We start from the raw sequence: 15,872 nt of genomic DNA on the forward strand, positions 1-15,872 counted from the left end.
GAACGGGGATGGTGGTTTAGCGAAAAAGTGCGGGCAAAGAAATAGTTCCCGGGGCCGAAGCCCCAAGAACTATTAGCCTGCGAGGGTGTAGAAGGAGGAGGTGCCGGTGGCGGCGACGGAGTGCAGCAGAGTGCCCTGGGAGGGGTTGAGTGCGCTGATCATCATGCCGTTGCCGACGTAGATGCCGACGTGTGCACCGCCGTTCTGCATCACCAGGTCACCCGGCTGGGGGGTGGAGGTGGGGGTCATGGCGGTCCATGCGTTCACGCGCGGGATGCTGATGCCGGCCTGGGCGTAAACCCACTGGGTGAAGCCCGAGCAATCCCAACCGGAGGTGGGGCTGGTGCCACCCCAGACGTAGGGGCTGCCAATGCCCGTGTAGGCGATGGCGGCGAGTCCGGTGGTGGCCGCAGAAGCGGCGGTCGCAACAACCTTTTCTGCCGCGGTTGACGCCGTTGACTCGGCGGAAGTGGCGGTCTCGTCCTCGTCGTCGGAGGTTGACTGCACGGTCACGCGTTCAACAACGGGAGCGGCGACGGTGGTGACCACCGGGCGCTCGAAGGAAACGGTGGCGGTAGGTGCTGCGGTGACTGCAAGTGCTGTCTGCGCGGAACCCGACTCGGTGGAAGCGGAGACACCGGCGGTGGTGTCCGCGGTGGCCGGCAGCCCCATGGCAAGGACAAGGCCGGAAGCGGCTGCAACAACAGCAGCCTGGCGACCCACTGTCCCGGCGTTGGCACTAACAGCCTTGGACACGGCGTCCAAAGGGTTGGTACGGACCGGTTGCGCACGGTGGCGCGCAGAATTATGGCGTGAAGACACGAAGGTAGCCTCTCCCAATGCCTGCGAGGTGAGCTGTCGGATTCGGATGGGAGTCACCCGGCCGCGCCGCTTCAAGGAAGCTTTGCGACTTAACCCCAAGGCCTTCCGTGAAGAAGGCCAAAATTGGTTCCCCCGCCCCTGCCAGACGATGAAATGCGAACGGACCTTGAGCGGTGGCAGAGTTAGGCAATCCGCACAAGAGCGTCAACTTCGGAAAAGTTGACGCGAGTTAGACGGTACAGGAGTTTTGACTGAATGTCACATTAAGGTCACGGCTGGTCACGGCAATTCGAGAGTCGGCAATCATTTGACTAGAGCCAGCCCGTCGGATCCACTACTTCGCCGTTGACCTGCACCTCAAAGTGCAGGTGGCATCCGGTGGAGGCTCCGGTGGTTCCGCTCAGTGCCACAACCTCGCCGCGCGAGACCGTCTGGCCCTCAGTCACATTGAAGGACGAGAGGTGGTTGTACGTGGTCTCCAGGCCGTTTCCGTGGTCGATCACCACGCGGTTGCCGCCGCCGAACTGGTGCCAGCCGACGAACGTCACGGTGCCGGTGGCAGCCGCGAGAACCGAGGTCCCGCACTGGGCAACGTAGTCCTGCCCGCGGTGGAAGTCGCCGGATCCACCCGTGATGGGGCTGACGCGGTAACCGAAGGGCGAGGCTGTGGTCAGCGACGCCAGCGGGGCGCCCAGGCTTCCGGTGGATGCGGCGCGGGAAACAGCGCCGGCGGACTGGGCGCTCAGGAGCTGCTTGAGCTTGCCGTCTGGATCCGCCTGGGTCACTACGGCCGAGCGGCTGAAGTCGATCTGCGCTCCGGCTTCGGCGGAGATAGCGGGCTGCGGGGTGACGGCGGCGGCCGCAACAGGCGCAATGCCCGTCTCGCCGGTGGCCATGACTGGGCTGGTGGCCGGAACAGTAACGGTGAGCACCAGGCCGGTGGCGGCGAGTGCCATGCCGGCCTTCTGGCCGATGCCGCTCGCCGAGGCGAACTCGGTGATCTGCCGGAACGGACCCCGACGGCGCCGCGCATCACGGTGGAGATCGCGGGGGCGCTCCGTGTGGATGACTTCGGCGACGCGCGGCGCCGAAGCGGGGCCAGCGGCGCGGCGGCGCCCCCTGGAGGTCTGCATGGACAAGAAGGATTCCTCTCTGGAAAGCCTGCGAAGTTAGCTGTCGGATTCGGGTCAGAGAGTGCAAAGACCCGGTCCGCCGTAAGCAAGCTTCGGCACAGAGATATCCGCTGAGGGATTCCTTCACTGGAAGAGGCTTGCTGCTGACGGACTTCACCCCAAGGCAGTCCCCCGCTGCCGCTTGTGGTTCCCCCGCCTCTGCCAGTTAGTGACTCGTGCTCCTGATCCGCTGGCAGAGCTCGGCTCCGGATCAGGTAACGCTTTTGTATCAACGCTTGGTTCAACTATAGGGGCTTAAGGCCCTAGGTAACAATTCCGTTATCTTGGCGTTACCGGCGTCACACCGGGCGGTCGGCCTTCCTAGCGAACGTGAACGAACACGTGCGCGGCAACCTCCGGCGGGAGTTCCAGAGCGCCTTCAATGCCGGGCACGCGGACCGAGATGTAGTCGCCCACACGTTCAAGAGTTACCGCGGCGCCTGGGCGGATGCCTCCCTCATCGAGCTGGGACAGCAGTTCCGGCTCCACCTGGATGGGCTCTGCCAGCCGGCTGACCGTGACCTCCGACGCAGGCCCGTAGGACTTCATGGCTTCCAGGAGGCTCGTCACCGTATCGCTGGAGGCAAGTGCGGGCTGGCCACCAAGTGCGGCAAGGCCCGGAATCGGATTGCCGTACGGCGATTCGGTGGGATGGTCCAGCATCTCGTAGATGCGCCGCTCCACCCGCTCGCTCATCACGTGCTCCCAGCGGCAGGCTTCGTCGTGCACATAAGCCCAGTCCAGCCCGATCACGTCGGCCAGGAGCCGCTCGGCCAGGCGATGCTTGCGCATGACCTCGGTGGCGCGCTTGCGGCCGACTTCAGTGAGCTCCAGGTGCCGGTCGCCGGAGACCACAACCAGGCCGTCGCGCTCCATCCTGCCGATGGTCTGGGACACCGTGGGACCCGAGTGGCGCAGGCGTTCCGCGATACGGGCCCGCAGGGCAACGATGTTCTCTTCTTCCAGTTCCAGAATGGTCCGAAGGTACATCTCCGTAGTGTCGATCAGATCCGTCATCCAGCTCAGCTCCTCGAGCGCAGTACCTTGCGTTGTCCCACCGTATCGCTGTTCACCGCGACGTAGTCCGTTGGCTAGCTTAGCCTATTTTGACTTAGTCCGAATAGTTGGAAGCCGCCCGGCAACCCGTCTCAGTGGCTGGACTATGACGGTCCCGGTTCCCGCCGAATCAGCTGTTCAGGCAGAATGGGAAAGGCCTTCGATGCAGTCATTGCCGACTGCGCGCCAGCGACCATCCACCCGTCCGGACCTAAGCGCGTCCACGCCGAAATTGGAGCCCCCGTGAGCGAACCAAGCATCACTATTCCTGCCGATCTCCTCCCCAAGGACGGGCGGTTCGGCGCCGGACCTTCAAAAGTCCGCCAGGAGCAGATTGATGCGCTGTCCGCCGCATCGAAGAACGTCCTGGGCACCTCGCACCGGCAGGCTCCGGTCAAGAACCTCGTCGGTTCAGTCCGCGAGGGCCTCAGCCAGTTCTTCCGCGCCCCGGAAGGATATGAAGTTGTCCTGGGCGTGGGCGGTTCCACGGCGTTCTGGGATGTTGCCAGCTTCGGCCTGGTGGAGCAGAAGGCCCAGCATTTGTCCTTCGGTGAGTTCGGTTCCAAGTTTGCGGCCGCCACCAACAAGGCACCGTTCCTGGACGCCTCCTCCATCATCAAGTCCGAGCCCGGCACCCGGCCGGTGGCGCAGGCAGAGGCCGGCGTGGACGTGTATGCCTGGCCGCAGAATGAGACCTCCACGGGCGTGTCCGCACCGGTCAAGCGGGTGGCAGGTGCGGATGAGGATGCACTGGTGCTGGTGGATGCCACCTCTGCAGCCGGCGGCCTGGACGTCGATGTGGCTGAGAGCGACGTCTACTACTTTGCACCGCAGAAGAACTTTGCCTCCGACGGCGGGCTGTGGCTTGGCCTGTTCTCCCCTGCTGCGCTGGAACGCGCCGCACGGGTCAAGGCAAGCGGCCGCTGGATTCCCGATTTCCTGGACCTGCAGACCGCCATTGACAACTCACGCCTCAACCAGACGTACAACACCCCGTCCCTGTCCACCCTGGTGACATTGGACGCCCAGGTGCAGTGGCTGAACTCAAACGGCGGGCTGGACTTCGCCGCGGCCCGGACAGCCGACTCGGCAGGGCGCATCTACAGCTGGGCCGACGCCGCCGAGTTCGCCACCCCCTTTGTCGCCAACCCGGATGAGCGCTCGAACGTCATTGCCACCATTGACTTCGACGAATCAGTGGATGCCGCCGTCGTAGCCAAGGTCCTGCGCGCCAACGGCATCGTGGACACGGAGCCGTACCGGAAGCTGGGCCGCAACCAGCTCCGGATTGCCACGTTCGTTGCCATCGAGCCTGACGACGTCTCCGCGCTGCTGGCCAGCATCGACTACGTGGTGGGCGAGCTCCGCAAGTAGCCTTTCCTTAAGTACGACGGCGCCGCCCGGGTTTCGCCCGGACGGCGCCGTTTGTGTATCCCAGCCGGGGAACGTTCAGCAGTTACTCTCTGCCGGCGTCGTTCGCCGTCGGCTGCGTGGCGGGATCATCCGTGAAATCGGCATCGGCGGCGTCGGATTCCGTGAAACCGGCATCGGCGTCAGGTTCGGCAACAGCCGCGGCGGAAACTGCCGGTGCGGCTTCTTCAGATTCGGAGGCTTCCCGTTCCTGCTGCTGCTCGTCCTCCGGACGGACGCGCTCAGCCCACGGCACCCATTCAGGAGCGAGGATCGAATCCTCGGACGGCAGCAGGCCCAGCTCGCTGACGGTGACCACCTTGGAGCGGGAGTTACGGGTTACCACCGCATACCATTGCCAGCCGACGTAGCCGGCGAGCTTCGACTCGAACAGGTGCGTGACCAAACGGTCGCCTTCGCTCTTGGCTGCGAGGTGCCGTCCGATGTCCCCGGCGGCCGTGATGCCCTCCAGCGCGGTGCGGGCCGTGTCGACGGCACCGGCAAGAAAGGCGTCGGGCTTGCCGGTCCGCCATACCGGCACGCCTGCCCGGCGCTTTGGCGCGTTCCTGGCTACCGCCGGGGCTGTTCCCGCTGCAGGAGCCGTCGCGGCACCTGCAGCGTCGTGCACCTGCGTCTGCGGCTGTTCAGCTTCCGGACTCATCGGATGCTAAACGTCCAGCTCGTCGGCAACCTTACGCAGGGCAGCCGCGATTGCCTTGCCCTTGTTGCCTTCCGGGTATTTGCCTTTGGAAAGCGTGCCGGACAGATTGTCCAGCACGCTCACCAGGTCCTGGACCAGCGGTGCGAGGTCCCGGGCGGCGGGCCGCTTGGCCTTGGCGATGGACGGCGTCTTATCCAGGACCCGCAGGCCCAGGGCCTGGGCGCCCTTGCGGCCGTCGGCCACGCCGAATTCCACGCGGGTGCCGGCCTTGAGCTCCGTCACGCCCTCGGGCAGCGACGATTTGGGCAGGAAAACCTCCTGGCCGTCCTCGCCTGCCAGGAACCCGAAGCCCTTGTCCTTGTCATACCACTTGACCTTGCCGGTAGGCACGTAATCAACCTTCTTCTGCTGTCATGAGACACGGCCAGCCGCCACCGCATCCGCATTGTTGTGCGGGTTCAAGGTATGGCTGCTCTAAACCGTGTTGGTCTGTATCCTTCAAGGTTATCCTGCCCGGTGCCCTATCCACGCTTCAGCAGGGCCAGGCAACAGCGTTCACGCCGGGTGCCCGCAGCGCTGTAGCGTTACACTCATGACACCCTCGCGCTACCGGCGGCCCATCATGATCGCGGCCGCAGTCATTGCAGTGCTTTCCCTGGTGGCCGTGGGAGCAGTGATGGCCCTCGCTTTTGCCGGGTCGGTGGCGCCGTCATGGGTAACGTACGCGGCCCTGTATGGCCTGCCGGTAGCGTTTCTCCTCATGCTCTTCCTCGTCCTGGACAGTGTTGCCGGGCGGCGCCGGGCAGGAAAGCCGGACCAGCGGTAACGTTGGGACTGATGTCCCTCATACGCGCGCTCGGCAAGGATCTGGAGTCACGCAGCGACGACTCGTTGCGTGCGCTGTTCGCCGCGCGGCCGGACCTGATCTCCCCTGCTGTTCCCGATTTCTCCGCCCTCGCTGCCCGCGCCAGTTCCCGGGTCAGCGTCCAGCGGGCCCTTGAACGGCTCAACCGGCCACAGATGCAGGTGCTGGAAACCCTTCACCTGTGCACCAATACGGATACCGAGCACAGTGCTTCGGCCGCGGGGTTGCGCAAGATGATCTCCGGTGCCACCGTGGCCACCGTCGAGCAGATCCTGGCCGGATTGCAGGAACTGGCCCTGGTACACCGGGCGGCCCCGCCGCACGGGACGCCCGCCGCAGGCACCAGGCAGCACTACTACCTGCCGGTCGGGTGCCTCAAGGATGTTGTGGGACTCTACCCGGCCGGCCTTGGCCGGAGCTACACGGAACTGGTGCGCCTCCAGCCGGCGTTTGCCCAGCGCGTGGTCCAGCTGGTCTCCGAGCTGCACCACAGCGGCGCCGCCATCCAGGATGCAACCACCCCCATGGAGGCCGCCCTCGCCCTGCAGCACTGGACGTCCTCCCCCGAGGCGCTGAAGGGCATCCTCGCCGGCGCGCCGGAACGCACGACGGCGTTGCTCGGCAGGTTCCGCAACTGGGCCATGGGTGCCGTCCCCCAGGCGCAACGCAAGGCTTCGGTCACGACGGAAGGCTCCGACGTCGGGCCGATTGACTGGCTCCTGGCCCGCGGACTGCTGGTACCGCTCGATGCGGCACACGTGGAACTGCCGCACAGCGTGGGACTGTCCCTGCGCGGCGGCGTGATCATCGACGACTTCGCCCTCACACCGCCCGTTCCGGAGCTGGGGCGGACCACTGCCATGCTGCGGAGGAACGCGGCGATGAGCGCCATCTCCGAGACGCTGCGGCTGGTGGGCGAACTTCTGCACGCCGTACGGGAACAGCCCCTGATGACGTTGCGCAGCGGCGGGGTGGGGGTACGGGAAACCCGCCGGCTCGCCGATCTGCTCCGCGTTGAGCAGACGCGGGTTGGGTTGCTGCTGGAACTGTGCGGGCTCGCGGGCCTGATACGTCTGGATGTGGACTCGTCGTCGTGGGTCCAGCCGCCGGAGCTCGAGTGGCTTGGACTGCCCCGGCAGGAGCAATGGCTGTGGCTGGTGAACGCCTGGCTGGCCAGCGAGCGGGTCCCGTCCCTGGTGGGCCAGCCCGTCAATGGCGCCCAGGGGCTGCCGGCGGCACACCGTACCGCCTCCGGCAGCACCATCGTGCCGCTGTCCGCCGAGCCCCAGCGCCCCGACGCCCCGGTGATCCGCAAGCGCATCCTGGAGATACTGCACGAACTCACCACCGAAGCCTCGGCGCAGGACGGAGCGGCTCCCGTGCTGGACGCCGCCGCCGTCCTCCAGCGCGCCGAGTGGGCCCAGCCCCGGATGGCGCGGCGGTTCAGCTCGCTGATCCGCGGCGTCCTGGCGGAGGCCGAACTGCTTGGACTGGTGGGGTCCGGGGCGCTGACGCAATTGGGCAGCGCCTTCGCGGAGGACCGACCGGACGCGGCCCTGTCGATCCTGGGAGAACACCTTCCGGCTGCCTTGAACCATGTGCTCCTGCAGGCGGACCTCACCGCCGTTGCACCCGGATACCTCGCCCCTGAACTGACCGAAAAGCTCCTGGTCATGGCCGACGCCGAGGGCCAGGGGCCGGCCACCATCTACAGGTTCACGGACAGTTCCATCCGCCGCGCGCTCGATTCCGGCTATGACGCGCCGGGGCTGCTGGAGTTCCTGCGGGAGCACTCCGCTACCGCGGTACCCCAGCCGCTCCAGTACCTGGTGGAGGACACCGCCTCACGCCACGGCCGCGTGCGGGTGGGGCAGGCGGCCAGCTTTATCCAGAGCGAGGACGAGGCGGCATTGCTCGAGCTCCTGTCCGGGCCCAAGGCGGCCGGGCTGGGGCTGGTCAGGATTGCGCCCACGGTCCTCATCTCCACGGCACCGCCGCGGCAGGCAGCCCAGGTTCTGCGGAGCCTGGGGCTGTCCCCTGCCCTGGAAGGAGCTGAGGATCCTGCCATCCGCCTCCGGAGGAACCCCGTTCCGCAGGAAGGCCTCCGGCCCGTCTATACGCCGCCCCGCTCGGCTCCTGCTGATGAAGACGTGGATGCCCAACTGGCGGTACTCCGCCAGTCGGGTGCCGCCGTCGTACGCCATCCCGGTGGTGACCAGGCCGGTGAAGTGGCCACGCAGCTGGGGCTGGAGGTACTGCAGCGGGCCATTCGGCTGAAGCAGCGGATCAGCATGAACGTGGTGGACAGCCTGGGGAATGCCAACCTTGAAGTTGTTGTTCCCCTATCCGTAAGCGGCGGACGCGTCCGGGTCTTTGACCCCGCAAAGGAGACAGAGCGCGTCCTGTCCATCCACCGGATCATCGATGTTGAGGCCGCAGAGGAACTGCGCCAGTGAAGGACTCCCCCGCGTGAACGACGGACCCCTGATCGTCCAAAGCGATAAAACCATCCTCCTTGAGGTGGACCACGAGCTGGCCACCGAGGCGCGGCATGCCATCGCCCCGTTCGCCGAGCTGGAACGGGCACCCGAGCACATGCACAGCTACCGGCTCACGCCGCTGGGCCTGTGGAACGCCCGGGCCGCGGGACTGGACGCGGAAAAGGTGCTGGACACCCTGCTGAAGTACTCCCGGTTCCCCGTGCCGCATTCGCTGCTGATCGATATCGAGGAGACGATGTCCAGGTACGGCCGGCTCCGCCTGGAAAAGGATCCCCAGCACGGCCTGGTGATGCGGACGGACGACTACCCGGTCCTGGAGGAAGTAATCAGGGCCAAGAAGATCCAGCCCCTGCTGGGGCCCCGGATCGACGGCGAAACGGTGGTGGTGCACGCGTCCCAGCGAGGCCAGCTCAAGCAGCTCCTGCTCAAGATCGGCTGGCCCGCGGAGGACCTGGCGGGTTATGTGGACGGCACACCGCACCTGATCGCACTGAACGAGGACGGCTGGCAGCTGCGGCCCTACCAGCGGCTGGCCAGCGAGAATTTCTGGGCCGGCGGCAGCGGCGTGGTGGTGCTGCCCTGCGGTGCCGGCAAGACCCTGGTGGGGGCGGCAGCCATGGCCACCGGTTCCACCACCACCCTGATCCTGGTCACCAACACCGTTGCGGCACGGCAGTGGAAGGACGAGCTCCTGAAGCGCACGTCCCTGACCGACGACGAGATTGGTGAATACTCCGGCTCCGTCAAGGAAGTCCGTCCGGTCACCATCGCCACCTACCAGGTCCTGACAACCCGGCGCGGAGGCCTGTATCCGCACTTGGAACTGGTGGACGGGCACGACTGGGGCCTGATCATCTACGACGAAGTCCACCTGCTGCCGGCCCCGATCTTCCGGATGACGGCGGACCTGCAGGCGCGCCGCCGGCTCGGGCTGACCGCCACCCTGGTTCGGGAGGACGGCCGGGAAGGCGAGGTGTTCAGCCTGATTGGGCCCAAACGCTACGACGCACCCTGGAAGGACATCGAGTCCCAGGGCTACATCGCCCCTGCCGATTGCGTGGAGGTCCGCGTGGACCTGCCCAAGGATGAGCGGGTGGCGTACGCCATGGCGGACGACGCCGATAAGTACCGGCTGTGTTCCACCTCCGAGTCCAAGACACAGGTGGTGGAGGAGCTGGTGGCCCGGCATGCCGGGGAACAGCTGCTGGTGATCGGGCAGTACATCGACCAGCTGGATGACCTTGGCGGGCGCCTGGGAGCGCCGGTCATTAAGGGCGACACCTCCGTGAAGGTCCGCCAGCGGCTTTTCGATGAATTCCGTGCTGGAGACATCCAGACGCTGGTGGTGTCCAAGGTTGCCAACTTCTCCATCGACCTGCCCGAGGCCTCCGTGGCCATCCAGGTGTCCGGCTCCTTCGGGTCCCGGCAGGAGGAGGCCCAGCGGCTGGGGAGGCTGCTGCGGCCCAAGAAGGACGGCCGGGCAGCCCGCTTCTATTCGCTGGTGGCGCGGGACACGCTAGATCAGGATTTCGCAGCGAAGCGCCAGCGGTTCCTGGCCGAACAGGGTTACGCGTATCGGATCATGGACGCCAAGGACGTCGGCCAGCCCGGCTAGGGCTAGCCGTGCAGGGCGGCGGTGCCGGGTGCACACTGGAGTAATGCACGCCAGCAAAACCCCTGAGGTTCCCCTTCCCGGCCAGGAATCGGTGTGGGACTATCCGCGGCCGCCCAGAGTGGAACCAAGCAACGAGCGGATCCGGATCGTCCTGGGCGGGGAACTGGTCCTGGACACCACAAACTCGCTCCGGGTGCTTGAAACGAGCCACCCGCCCGTCTACTACTTTCGCCGGCAAGACTTCCGGCCAGGATCCCTCATCCCTGCAGAGGGCAGCAGCTTCTGTGAGTTCAAGGGCACGGCCAGCTACCTGAGCGTCCACGGCGGCGGCATAGCTGCGGAAAGGGCCGCGTGGTTCTATCCGGAGCCCATGGACGGCTACGCGGAGCTCGCGGAACGGGTGGCCGTTTATCCCGGGAAGATGGACTACTGCGAGGTGGACGGCGAGCGCGTGCGTCCGCAGGCCGGCGGTTTTTACGGTGGTTGGATCACCAGCCGGGTGGTTGGCCCGTTCAAGGGCGGACCGGGAACGATGGGGTGGTAGGCAGTTTTCAGTAAACGTCCAGACAACTCCCAGTGACTGGGAGCATGATGGGAGCATGAACAAGACCGGTCCCGAAGCCAAGCTCCTCGTCGTCGACGACGAACCGAACATCCGCGAGCTGCTCTCCACCTCGCTGCGTTTCGCCGGGTTCGAGGTTGTCTCCGCCGCCAACGGCCGGGACGCGCTGGCCGCCGCGGATACGCACGCCCCTGACCTGGCCGTGCTGGACGTCATGCTTCCGGACATGGACGGGTTCACGGTGACCCGGAAGCTCCGCGCCTCCGGCAAGCACTTCCCCGTCCTCTTCCTGACGGCCAAGGACGACACCGAGGACAAGGTCACCGGACTGACGGTGGGCGGCGACGACTACGTCACCAAGCCGTTCAGCCTGGACGAGGTGGTGGCCCGGATCCGCGCCGTGCTGCGCCGCACCCAGCCGCTGCTGGACGACGACGCCGTCATCCGCGTGGGAGACCTCGAGCTCGACGACGACGCCCACGAGGTGCGCCGCGGCGGCACCGTAATCGAGCTCTCCCCCACCGAGTTCAAACTGCTCCGCTACCTCATGCTCAATCCCAACCGCGTGCTGTCCAAGTCACAGATCCTGGACCACGTGTGGGAGTACGACTTCAACGGCGATGCATCCATCGTTGAGTCCTACATCTCCTACCTCCGCCGGAAGGTGGACATCGATCCCGAGGCGCCGGCCCTGATCCAGACAAAGCGCGGTGTGGGCTACGTGCTCCGGACGGCAGAAAAGCGCTGACCTTGCTGGAACGGTGGAAGTCCTCCTCCCTGAGGACGCAGCTGGTGGCCATGATCATGGCCCTGCTGATCGTGGCGCTGACGGTGACCGGGGCCGGCACCCTCGCACTGCTGCACAGCTACCTGCAGGGCCAGGTGGACGAGAAGCTGAACGCGGCTGTCGGGGTGGCGCGGAAACAGGGCTCCTTCAGCCAGCTGCAGGCACCCAATCCGGTGCCCACGGATTACTCCCTGATCCTGTTTGCCCCCGGCGAGGAACCCATTCCGTTTGGCGGTGACCCCGATATCCATCCCGACATCAAGTCCATGTCGGTGGTGGCGGCGCAGGCACGGGGCGTGGTGCCGTACCAGGTCCGCGGCACGGACGGCGAGAACTGGCGGGTTGTCGCCGTTCCGGTCCAGACCAACCAGGGCGCCGGAGTGGTGGTCATTGGCCTGCCGCTGCAGAGCGTGGATGACGTCCTCAAACACGCCAGCCTGGTGGTGACGGGCGTTGGTCTGCTCACCCTGCTGCTGGCCTCCCTGATAGCCTCCTGGACGGTGTCCCGGTCCTTCCGGCCCCTGGCCAGGGTGGAAAAGACGGCGGCAGCCATTGCCGCCGGTGACCTGTCCCGGCGCGTGGAGGTGGAAAATCCAGCCACGGAACTCGGCAGGCTCAGCAGTTCGCTGAATGCCATGCTTGCGCACATCGAAACGGCGTTTGCGGCCCGCACCGCCTCGGAAGCGAGGATGCGGCGGTTTGCCGCCGACGCTTCCCACGAACTGCGCACGCCGTTGGTGACCATCCGTGGTTTTTCAGAGCTGTACCGGCATGGTGCCCTGGCAACCGACGAGGATGTGGCCACCGCCATGGGCCGGATCGAAAGCGAAGCCAAGCGCATGGGCTCCATGGTGGAGGACCTGCTGCTGCTGGCCCGGCTTGATGAGCAGCGGCCGCTGCAGCAAAAGCCGGTGGACCTGCAGCTGATTGCGCACGACGCCGTGGTGGACACCCAGGCCAGCGACCGCTCGCGCGTCATTTCACTGACCGGGCTCGACGGCGGCCCCGCCTCCCCGGCTCCAGTACTCGGCGACGAAGCCAAGCTTCGCCAGGTGGTGGGCAACCTCGTGGGCAATGCCCTCCGGTACACCCCGGAGGGCAGCCCCATCGAACTGGCCGTGGGTGTCCGGAGCACCAACAACGAAGCCTTTTCCGTCATCGAGGTCCGCGACCACGGGCCCGGGATATCGGACGAGGACGCCTCCAAGGTGTTTGAACGGTTTTACCGGGCGGACACCTCGCGTACCCGCGAGACAGGAGGCAGCGGACTGGGCCTGGCAATTGTGGCCGCGATCGTGGGCTCCCACGGCGGTTCAGTCCGGGTGGCCCAGACCGACGGCGGCGGGGCCACCCTGGTGGTCAGCCTGCCCTGCGGTGAGGACAATCCTCAGCAAGCCGATGCCACCGGCAGCGACGGCGAGGTTATCCACATATAGCGTTCGCCCTTGGCGCGGGACGCACCCGCGTTCCTAGGCTCGTTGCAGCACCCGGAAAGGCCGGGCGGGGAAGCTTCTGCTGCCCACCATCGCGAAAGGCACTGCCATGAGCATCATTTCCGTCGATACCGAGCTGCTGCAGCTGAAGTCCGCCAACGTGCAGGCCACCGTGGACAGGATCAGCGCTGATGTCCAGGCCATGAAGCACGGACTGGACGAACTCCAAGGCTCCTGGCGCGGCTCTGCCGCAACCAACTTCCAGGCCCTGATAGCCGAGTGGACTTTGACTCAGGGCAGGGTCGAGGCCGCCCTGGCTTCCATCAACGCAGCCCTGGCCTCCGCTGCCGCCACCTATGCCCAGGCGGAACAGGGCAACACCCAGCGTTTCAGCTAGCCGTGCGCGTTTTACGCCTCCGGTGTTCCCTGGTGGAACCGCAGGCGCCAGCGGTCTCCGTCCAGGACCCACAGCGAACTCCGAAGGACGGTTCCCGAGCGGGCGAAGCTCCGGTAGGTCAGGAGGACTGCACCCGTACCAATCCGGTCTGCGCCCAGGATCTCGATGTCGGTCCGCTCCCCCGGGTCCTCCTCAAGTGCCATCATCATCGCGTCGCGCGTCCACACCCGTCCTGAACTGCCGATCTCCATGAAATCAGGGTGCAGCAGGACGGCCGTGCGGCCGATGTCACCGCGCACCAATGGCCCCAGCAGCTCGCGCTCCAGCTCCTCCACGAGGGCTTCGGGCGGAGAGGCATGCCGCTTGGCTTCAGCGACGTCGAAAGCGTCGTTTTCGAGCTGGCTGAACAGATCCGGTTCGTCCAGGCTCCCCGGGGGCAGGGAGCCTTGTGTTCTTGTGGATTCGGCAGCACCCTGGGGGGTCACTGCCGGCTGTGTCCCTTTGCCCTGCCGCGCCTCCGTGGTTGCCTTCGCGGCCCGCGAGGCCGTGGCACCTGCAGAAATGGGGTGGTGCCCGCCCGGGAAACCCGGGCCCGAGCGCGCGGCGACGCCTTGCTGATAGGCCGTGGCCGCAGCGCGGGCGCGTTCATCCGCCGCCTCATTCAGGTCGTGCCCGGCATGGCCCTTGACCCACTCGAATGTGTACTTTCGGCCTGCAAGCTCCCGGTCCAGCTCCTTCAGAAGCTCGACGTTCAGGACGGGCTTGCCGTCGGCCTTGCGCCAGCCTTTGCGCTTCCATCCCGGCATCCACTTGGTGATGGAGTTGATGACGTATTGGCTATCGCAGAGGATGCGCAGGTCCTCCTCCGGGAGGTGGGCTGTGGCGCGCAGGAGGTCAAGCACCGCCATCAATTCACCCTGGTTGTTGGTCCCGTGGGGCCACCCGCCTGCGCGCCAGCAGTCGTCATTCACGTACCAGGCCCAGCCGGCCGGGCCGGGATTTCCCAAGGCCGAACCGTCAGCCGCTGCAGTAATCGTCACCGGTCCATCCTCCCAGACCGGCACGACAATGATGGCACTTACCGGTTTGCCCGTCGCCGGGCAAAGCGGCAACGGTTGAGAAAACGTTTACCGAAAGTTCTTGACGCGCGGGAACCATTCGGGAAACAATCGCAGTACTACTCGAGAAAACGTTTTCCTGATCCTGGTCCAAGAATGCTTTAGGAGGGGAAGGCGGCATTCAGGAAGGCACATCAATGACGATTCGGACTGTCAGCCGACGGAAATTCCAACTCGGCGCAGCGGCCCTGGCCCTTTCCATCCTCGCCACCGGATGCGGAGCCCCAGGCGGCTCCGGCGGCGACGGGCAGGTCACCCTCCGCTTCGCGTGGTGGGGCAATGAGTACCTCAATTCCCAGACCGAAAAGGTCATCGCCGCTTTCGAGGCGGAACACCCCAACATCAACATCGAATCAGAACCGGGCGAGTGGTCCAGCTACTGGGACAAGCTCGCCACCAAGACTGCAGCGAATGACGCGCCGGACGTCATCCAAATGGACCAGAAATACATCGCCGAGTACGGCGGGCGGGGCGCCCTCCTGGACCTCGGAAAACAGGACGGGATCGACACTTCAAAGCTGGATAAGGAAGCCCTGGCGTCGGGCCAGCACGACGGTGCGCAGTACGGTTTGAGCACCGGTCAGAATGCCTATGTCATCATGGCCAACACCAAGGTTTTCGAGGCCGCGGGCGTGCCCCTCCCGGACGACACCACCTGGACCTGGGACGACTTCATGGACACGGCGTCGAAGATCAGCGCAGCCGGCGACGGAAAGAACTACGGTGCCGCATACGGCAGCAACGAAGCGGACCTGATCATTTGGCTGCGGCAGCACGGCGAAAACCTGTACTCCGCTGACGGCAAGCTGGACTTCGACACGGCGACGGCTGCATCCTTCTGGGAACGCCTGAAGGAGCAACGCGACTCCAAGGCAAGCCCTCCGGCAACGGTGGCCACCGAGGACTCGGGCGCCGGCCTCGAGGAAAGCCTGTTCGGCACCAACAGGGTGGGCATGGCCTGGTGGTGGACCAACCAGCTCGGTTCACTGGAATCCACCACGGGCAGCAGCATCAAGATGCTCCGCGCCCCCAGCATTGACGGATCCGCCGCAGACAACGGGATGTACTACAAGCCCACCATGTTCTGGTCGGCTTCGTCCCGCTCCAAGCATCCCGAGGAGACCGCCACCTTCATCAACTACCTGACCAACAGTCCCGAGGCCGGCGCCATCCTGATGACGGACCGGGGCGTGCCCACCAACCCGGAGATTGTCGAAAGCATCACCCCCGACCTGAAGCCGGCAGACACCACGGTGGTGTCCTTCCTCAAGGACATTGCCCCGGACATGAAGGAAGCACCCCCGGTCCCGCCGGTGGGGGCTGGCAGCGTGCAGAACGTCATCAAGCGGTACACGGACGAAGTGCTCTACGACCGCCTCACTCCCCAGGCTGCCGCCGAAGCCTTCAAGAAGGAAGTCGAAGGGATGCTCTCCAGCGCACGGAAGTAGCGGCGCCCCGGTCCTCGAAAAATCC

General features: G+C 65.8%; 15 protein-coding genes and 2 riboswitches. Of the genes, 9 read left to right on the top strand and 6 right to left on the bottom strand.

Annotated elements, in window-relative coordinates; genetic code table 11:
- Positions 1-72: 72 nt before the first annotated feature.
- From AC5RUO_RS17425 to AC5RUO_RS17435, 3 genes are all read right to left on the bottom strand, one after another.
- Positions 73-756 carry a C40 family peptidase gene (locus AC5RUO_RS17425; protein WP_494011729.1) on the bottom strand — a complete coding sequence of 228 codons (684 nt, stop codon included), beginning with the start codon at positions 754-756 and terminating at the stop codon, positions 73-75.
- 70 nt (positions 757-826) lie between these two features.
- Positions 827-1,005, bottom strand: a riboswitch (cyclic di-AMP (ydaO/yuaA leader).
- 128 nt (positions 1,006-1,133) lie between these two features.
- Positions 1,134-1,955: a M23 family metallopeptidase gene (locus tag AC5RUO_RS17430; protein WP_494104178.1), complete on the bottom strand. Its 822-nt coding sequence runs from the start codon at positions 1,953-1,955 to the stop codon at positions 1,134-1,136.
- Between the two features lie 10 nt (positions 1,956-1,965).
- A riboswitch (cyclic di-AMP (ydaO/yuaA leader) is annotated at positions 1,966-2,185 on the bottom strand.
- Between the two features lie 130 nt (positions 2,186-2,315).
- Positions 2,316-3,011 carry an iron-dependent transcriptional repressor DtxR gene (locus AC5RUO_RS17435; protein WP_494052813.1) on the bottom strand — a complete coding sequence of 232 codons (696 nt, stop codon included), beginning with the start codon at positions 3,009-3,011 and terminating at the stop codon, positions 2,316-2,318.
- A gap of 282 nt (positions 3,012-3,293) precedes the next feature.
- Between AC5RUO_RS17435 and serC the strand changes: the two genes are divergently transcribed.
- Positions 3,294-4,424, top strand: a complete 1,131-nt coding sequence (gene serC / locus AC5RUO_RS17440) for a phosphoserine transaminase (protein WP_494011704.1) — start codon at positions 3,294-3,296, stop codon at positions 4,422-4,424.
- 82 nt (positions 4,425-4,506) lie between these two features.
- On the opposite strand, the gene AC5RUO_RS17445 is transcribed toward serC, so the two are convergent.
- Positions 4,507-5,121 (bottom strand): DUF3027 domain-containing protein, encoded by a 615-nt coding sequence (locus AC5RUO_RS17445; RefSeq protein ID WP_494104165.1) that lies wholly within the window; start codon positions 5,119-5,121, stop codon positions 4,507-4,509.
- A 6-nt stretch (positions 5,122-5,127) separates the two neighbouring features.
- Positions 5,128-5,511 (bottom strand): cold-shock protein, encoded by a 384-nt coding sequence (locus tag AC5RUO_RS17450; RefSeq protein WP_493976444.1) that lies wholly within the window; start codon positions 5,509-5,511, stop codon positions 5,128-5,130.
- Between the two features lie 202 nt (positions 5,512-5,713).
- On the opposite strand from AC5RUO_RS17450, the gene AC5RUO_RS17455 reads away from it, so the two are divergent.
- The 7 genes from AC5RUO_RS17455 (at position 5,714) to AC5RUO_RS17485 (ending at position 13,281) form a co-directional block, all read left to right on the top strand.
- On the top strand, positions 5,714-5,947 hold the full coding sequence (locus AC5RUO_RS17455; protein WP_494011706.1) for a hypothetical protein: 234 nt from the start codon (positions 5,714-5,716) through the stop codon (positions 5,945-5,947).
- An 11-nt stretch (positions 5,948-5,958) separates the two neighbouring features.
- On the top strand, positions 5,959-8,442 hold the full coding sequence (locus tag AC5RUO_RS17460; protein ID WP_494104166.1) for a helicase-associated domain-containing protein: 2,484 nt from the start codon (positions 5,959-5,961) through the stop codon (positions 8,440-8,442).
- A 13-nt stretch (positions 8,443-8,455) separates the two neighbouring features.
- Positions 8,456-10,102 carry a DNA repair helicase XPB gene (locus AC5RUO_RS17465; protein ID WP_494011708.1) on the top strand — a complete coding sequence of 549 codons (1,647 nt, stop codon included), beginning with the start codon at positions 8,456-8,458 and terminating at the stop codon, positions 10,100-10,102.
- A gap of 43 nt (positions 10,103-10,145) precedes the next feature.
- A complete protein-coding gene (locus tag AC5RUO_RS17470) occupies positions 10,146-10,646 on the top strand; it encodes a DUF427 domain-containing protein (protein ID WP_494104167.1) in 501 nt (166 codons plus the stop codon).
- Between the two features lie 55 nt (positions 10,647-10,701).
- A complete protein-coding gene (locus AC5RUO_RS17475) occupies positions 10,702-11,412 on the top strand; it encodes a response regulator transcription factor (RefSeq protein WP_009358145.1) in 711 nt (236 codons plus the stop codon).
- A gap of 2 nt (positions 11,413-11,414) precedes the next feature.
- Positions 11,415-12,887 carry a sensor histidine kinase gene (locus tag AC5RUO_RS17480; RefSeq protein ID WP_494104168.1) on the top strand — a complete coding sequence of 491 codons (1,473 nt, stop codon included), beginning with the start codon at positions 11,415-11,417 and terminating at the stop codon, positions 12,885-12,887.
- 106 nt (positions 12,888-12,993) lie between these two features.
- Positions 12,994-13,281, top strand: coding sequence for a WXG100 family type VII secretion target (locus AC5RUO_RS17485; RefSeq protein ID WP_494011711.1), 288 nt, complete (start codon positions 12,994-12,996; stop codon positions 13,279-13,281).
- 11 nt (positions 13,282-13,292) lie between these two features.
- Here the strand turns inward: AC5RUO_RS17485 and AC5RUO_RS17490 are convergent, their stop codons facing one another.
- Positions 13,293-14,321 carry an RNase H family protein gene (locus tag AC5RUO_RS17490; protein WP_494011712.1) on the bottom strand — a complete coding sequence of 343 codons (1,029 nt, stop codon included), beginning with the start codon at positions 14,319-14,321 and terminating at the stop codon, positions 13,293-13,295.
- A 215-nt stretch (positions 14,322-14,536) separates the two neighbouring features.
- Between AC5RUO_RS17490 and AC5RUO_RS17495 the strand changes: the two genes are divergently transcribed.
- Positions 14,537-15,847, top strand: coding sequence for an ABC transporter substrate-binding protein (locus AC5RUO_RS17495; protein WP_494104169.1), 1,311 nt, complete (start codon positions 14,537-14,539; stop codon positions 15,845-15,847).
- Positions 15,848-15,872: the final 25 nt, after the last annotated feature.

It is taken from the genome of Arthrobacter sp. Y3221087, assembly GCF_059089905.1.

Bases quoted from the DNA above. Each gene is read 5' to 3' on its own strand.
- AC5RUO_RS17475 (WP_009358145.1), top strand. From the start codon at position 10,702: ATGAACAAGACCGGTCCCGAAGCCAAGCTCCTCGTCGTCGACGACGAA.
- AC5RUO_RS17470 (WP_494104167.1), top strand. From the start codon at position 10,146: ATGCACGCCAGCAAAACCCCTGAGGTTCCCCTTCCCGGCCAGGAATCG.
- AC5RUO_RS17445 (WP_494104165.1), bottom strand. From the start codon at position 5,121: ATGAGTCCGGAAGCTGAACAGCCGCAGACGCAGGTGCACGACGCTGCA.
- AC5RUO_RS17455 (WP_494011706.1), top strand. From the start codon at position 5,714: ATGACACCCTCGCGCTACCGGCGGCCCATCATGATCGCGGCCGCAGTC.
- AC5RUO_RS17485 (WP_494011711.1), top strand. From the start codon at position 12,994: ATGAGCATCATTTCCGTCGATACCGAGCTGCTGCAGCTGAAGTCCGCC.
- AC5RUO_RS17430 (WP_494104178.1), bottom strand. From the start codon at position 1,955: ATGCAGACCTCCAGGGGGCGCCGCCGCGCCGCTGGCCCCGCTTCGGCG.
- AC5RUO_RS17495 (WP_494104169.1), top strand. From the start codon at position 14,537: ATGACGATTCGGACTGTCAGCCGACGGAAATTCCAACTCGGCGCAGCG.
- AC5RUO_RS17435 (WP_494052813.1), bottom strand. From the start codon at position 3,011: ATGACGGATCTGATCGACACTACGGAGATGTACCTTCGGACCATTCTG.
- AC5RUO_RS17460 (WP_494104166.1), top strand. From the start codon at position 5,959: ATGTCCCTCATACGCGCGCTCGGCAAGGATCTGGAGTCACGCAGCGAC.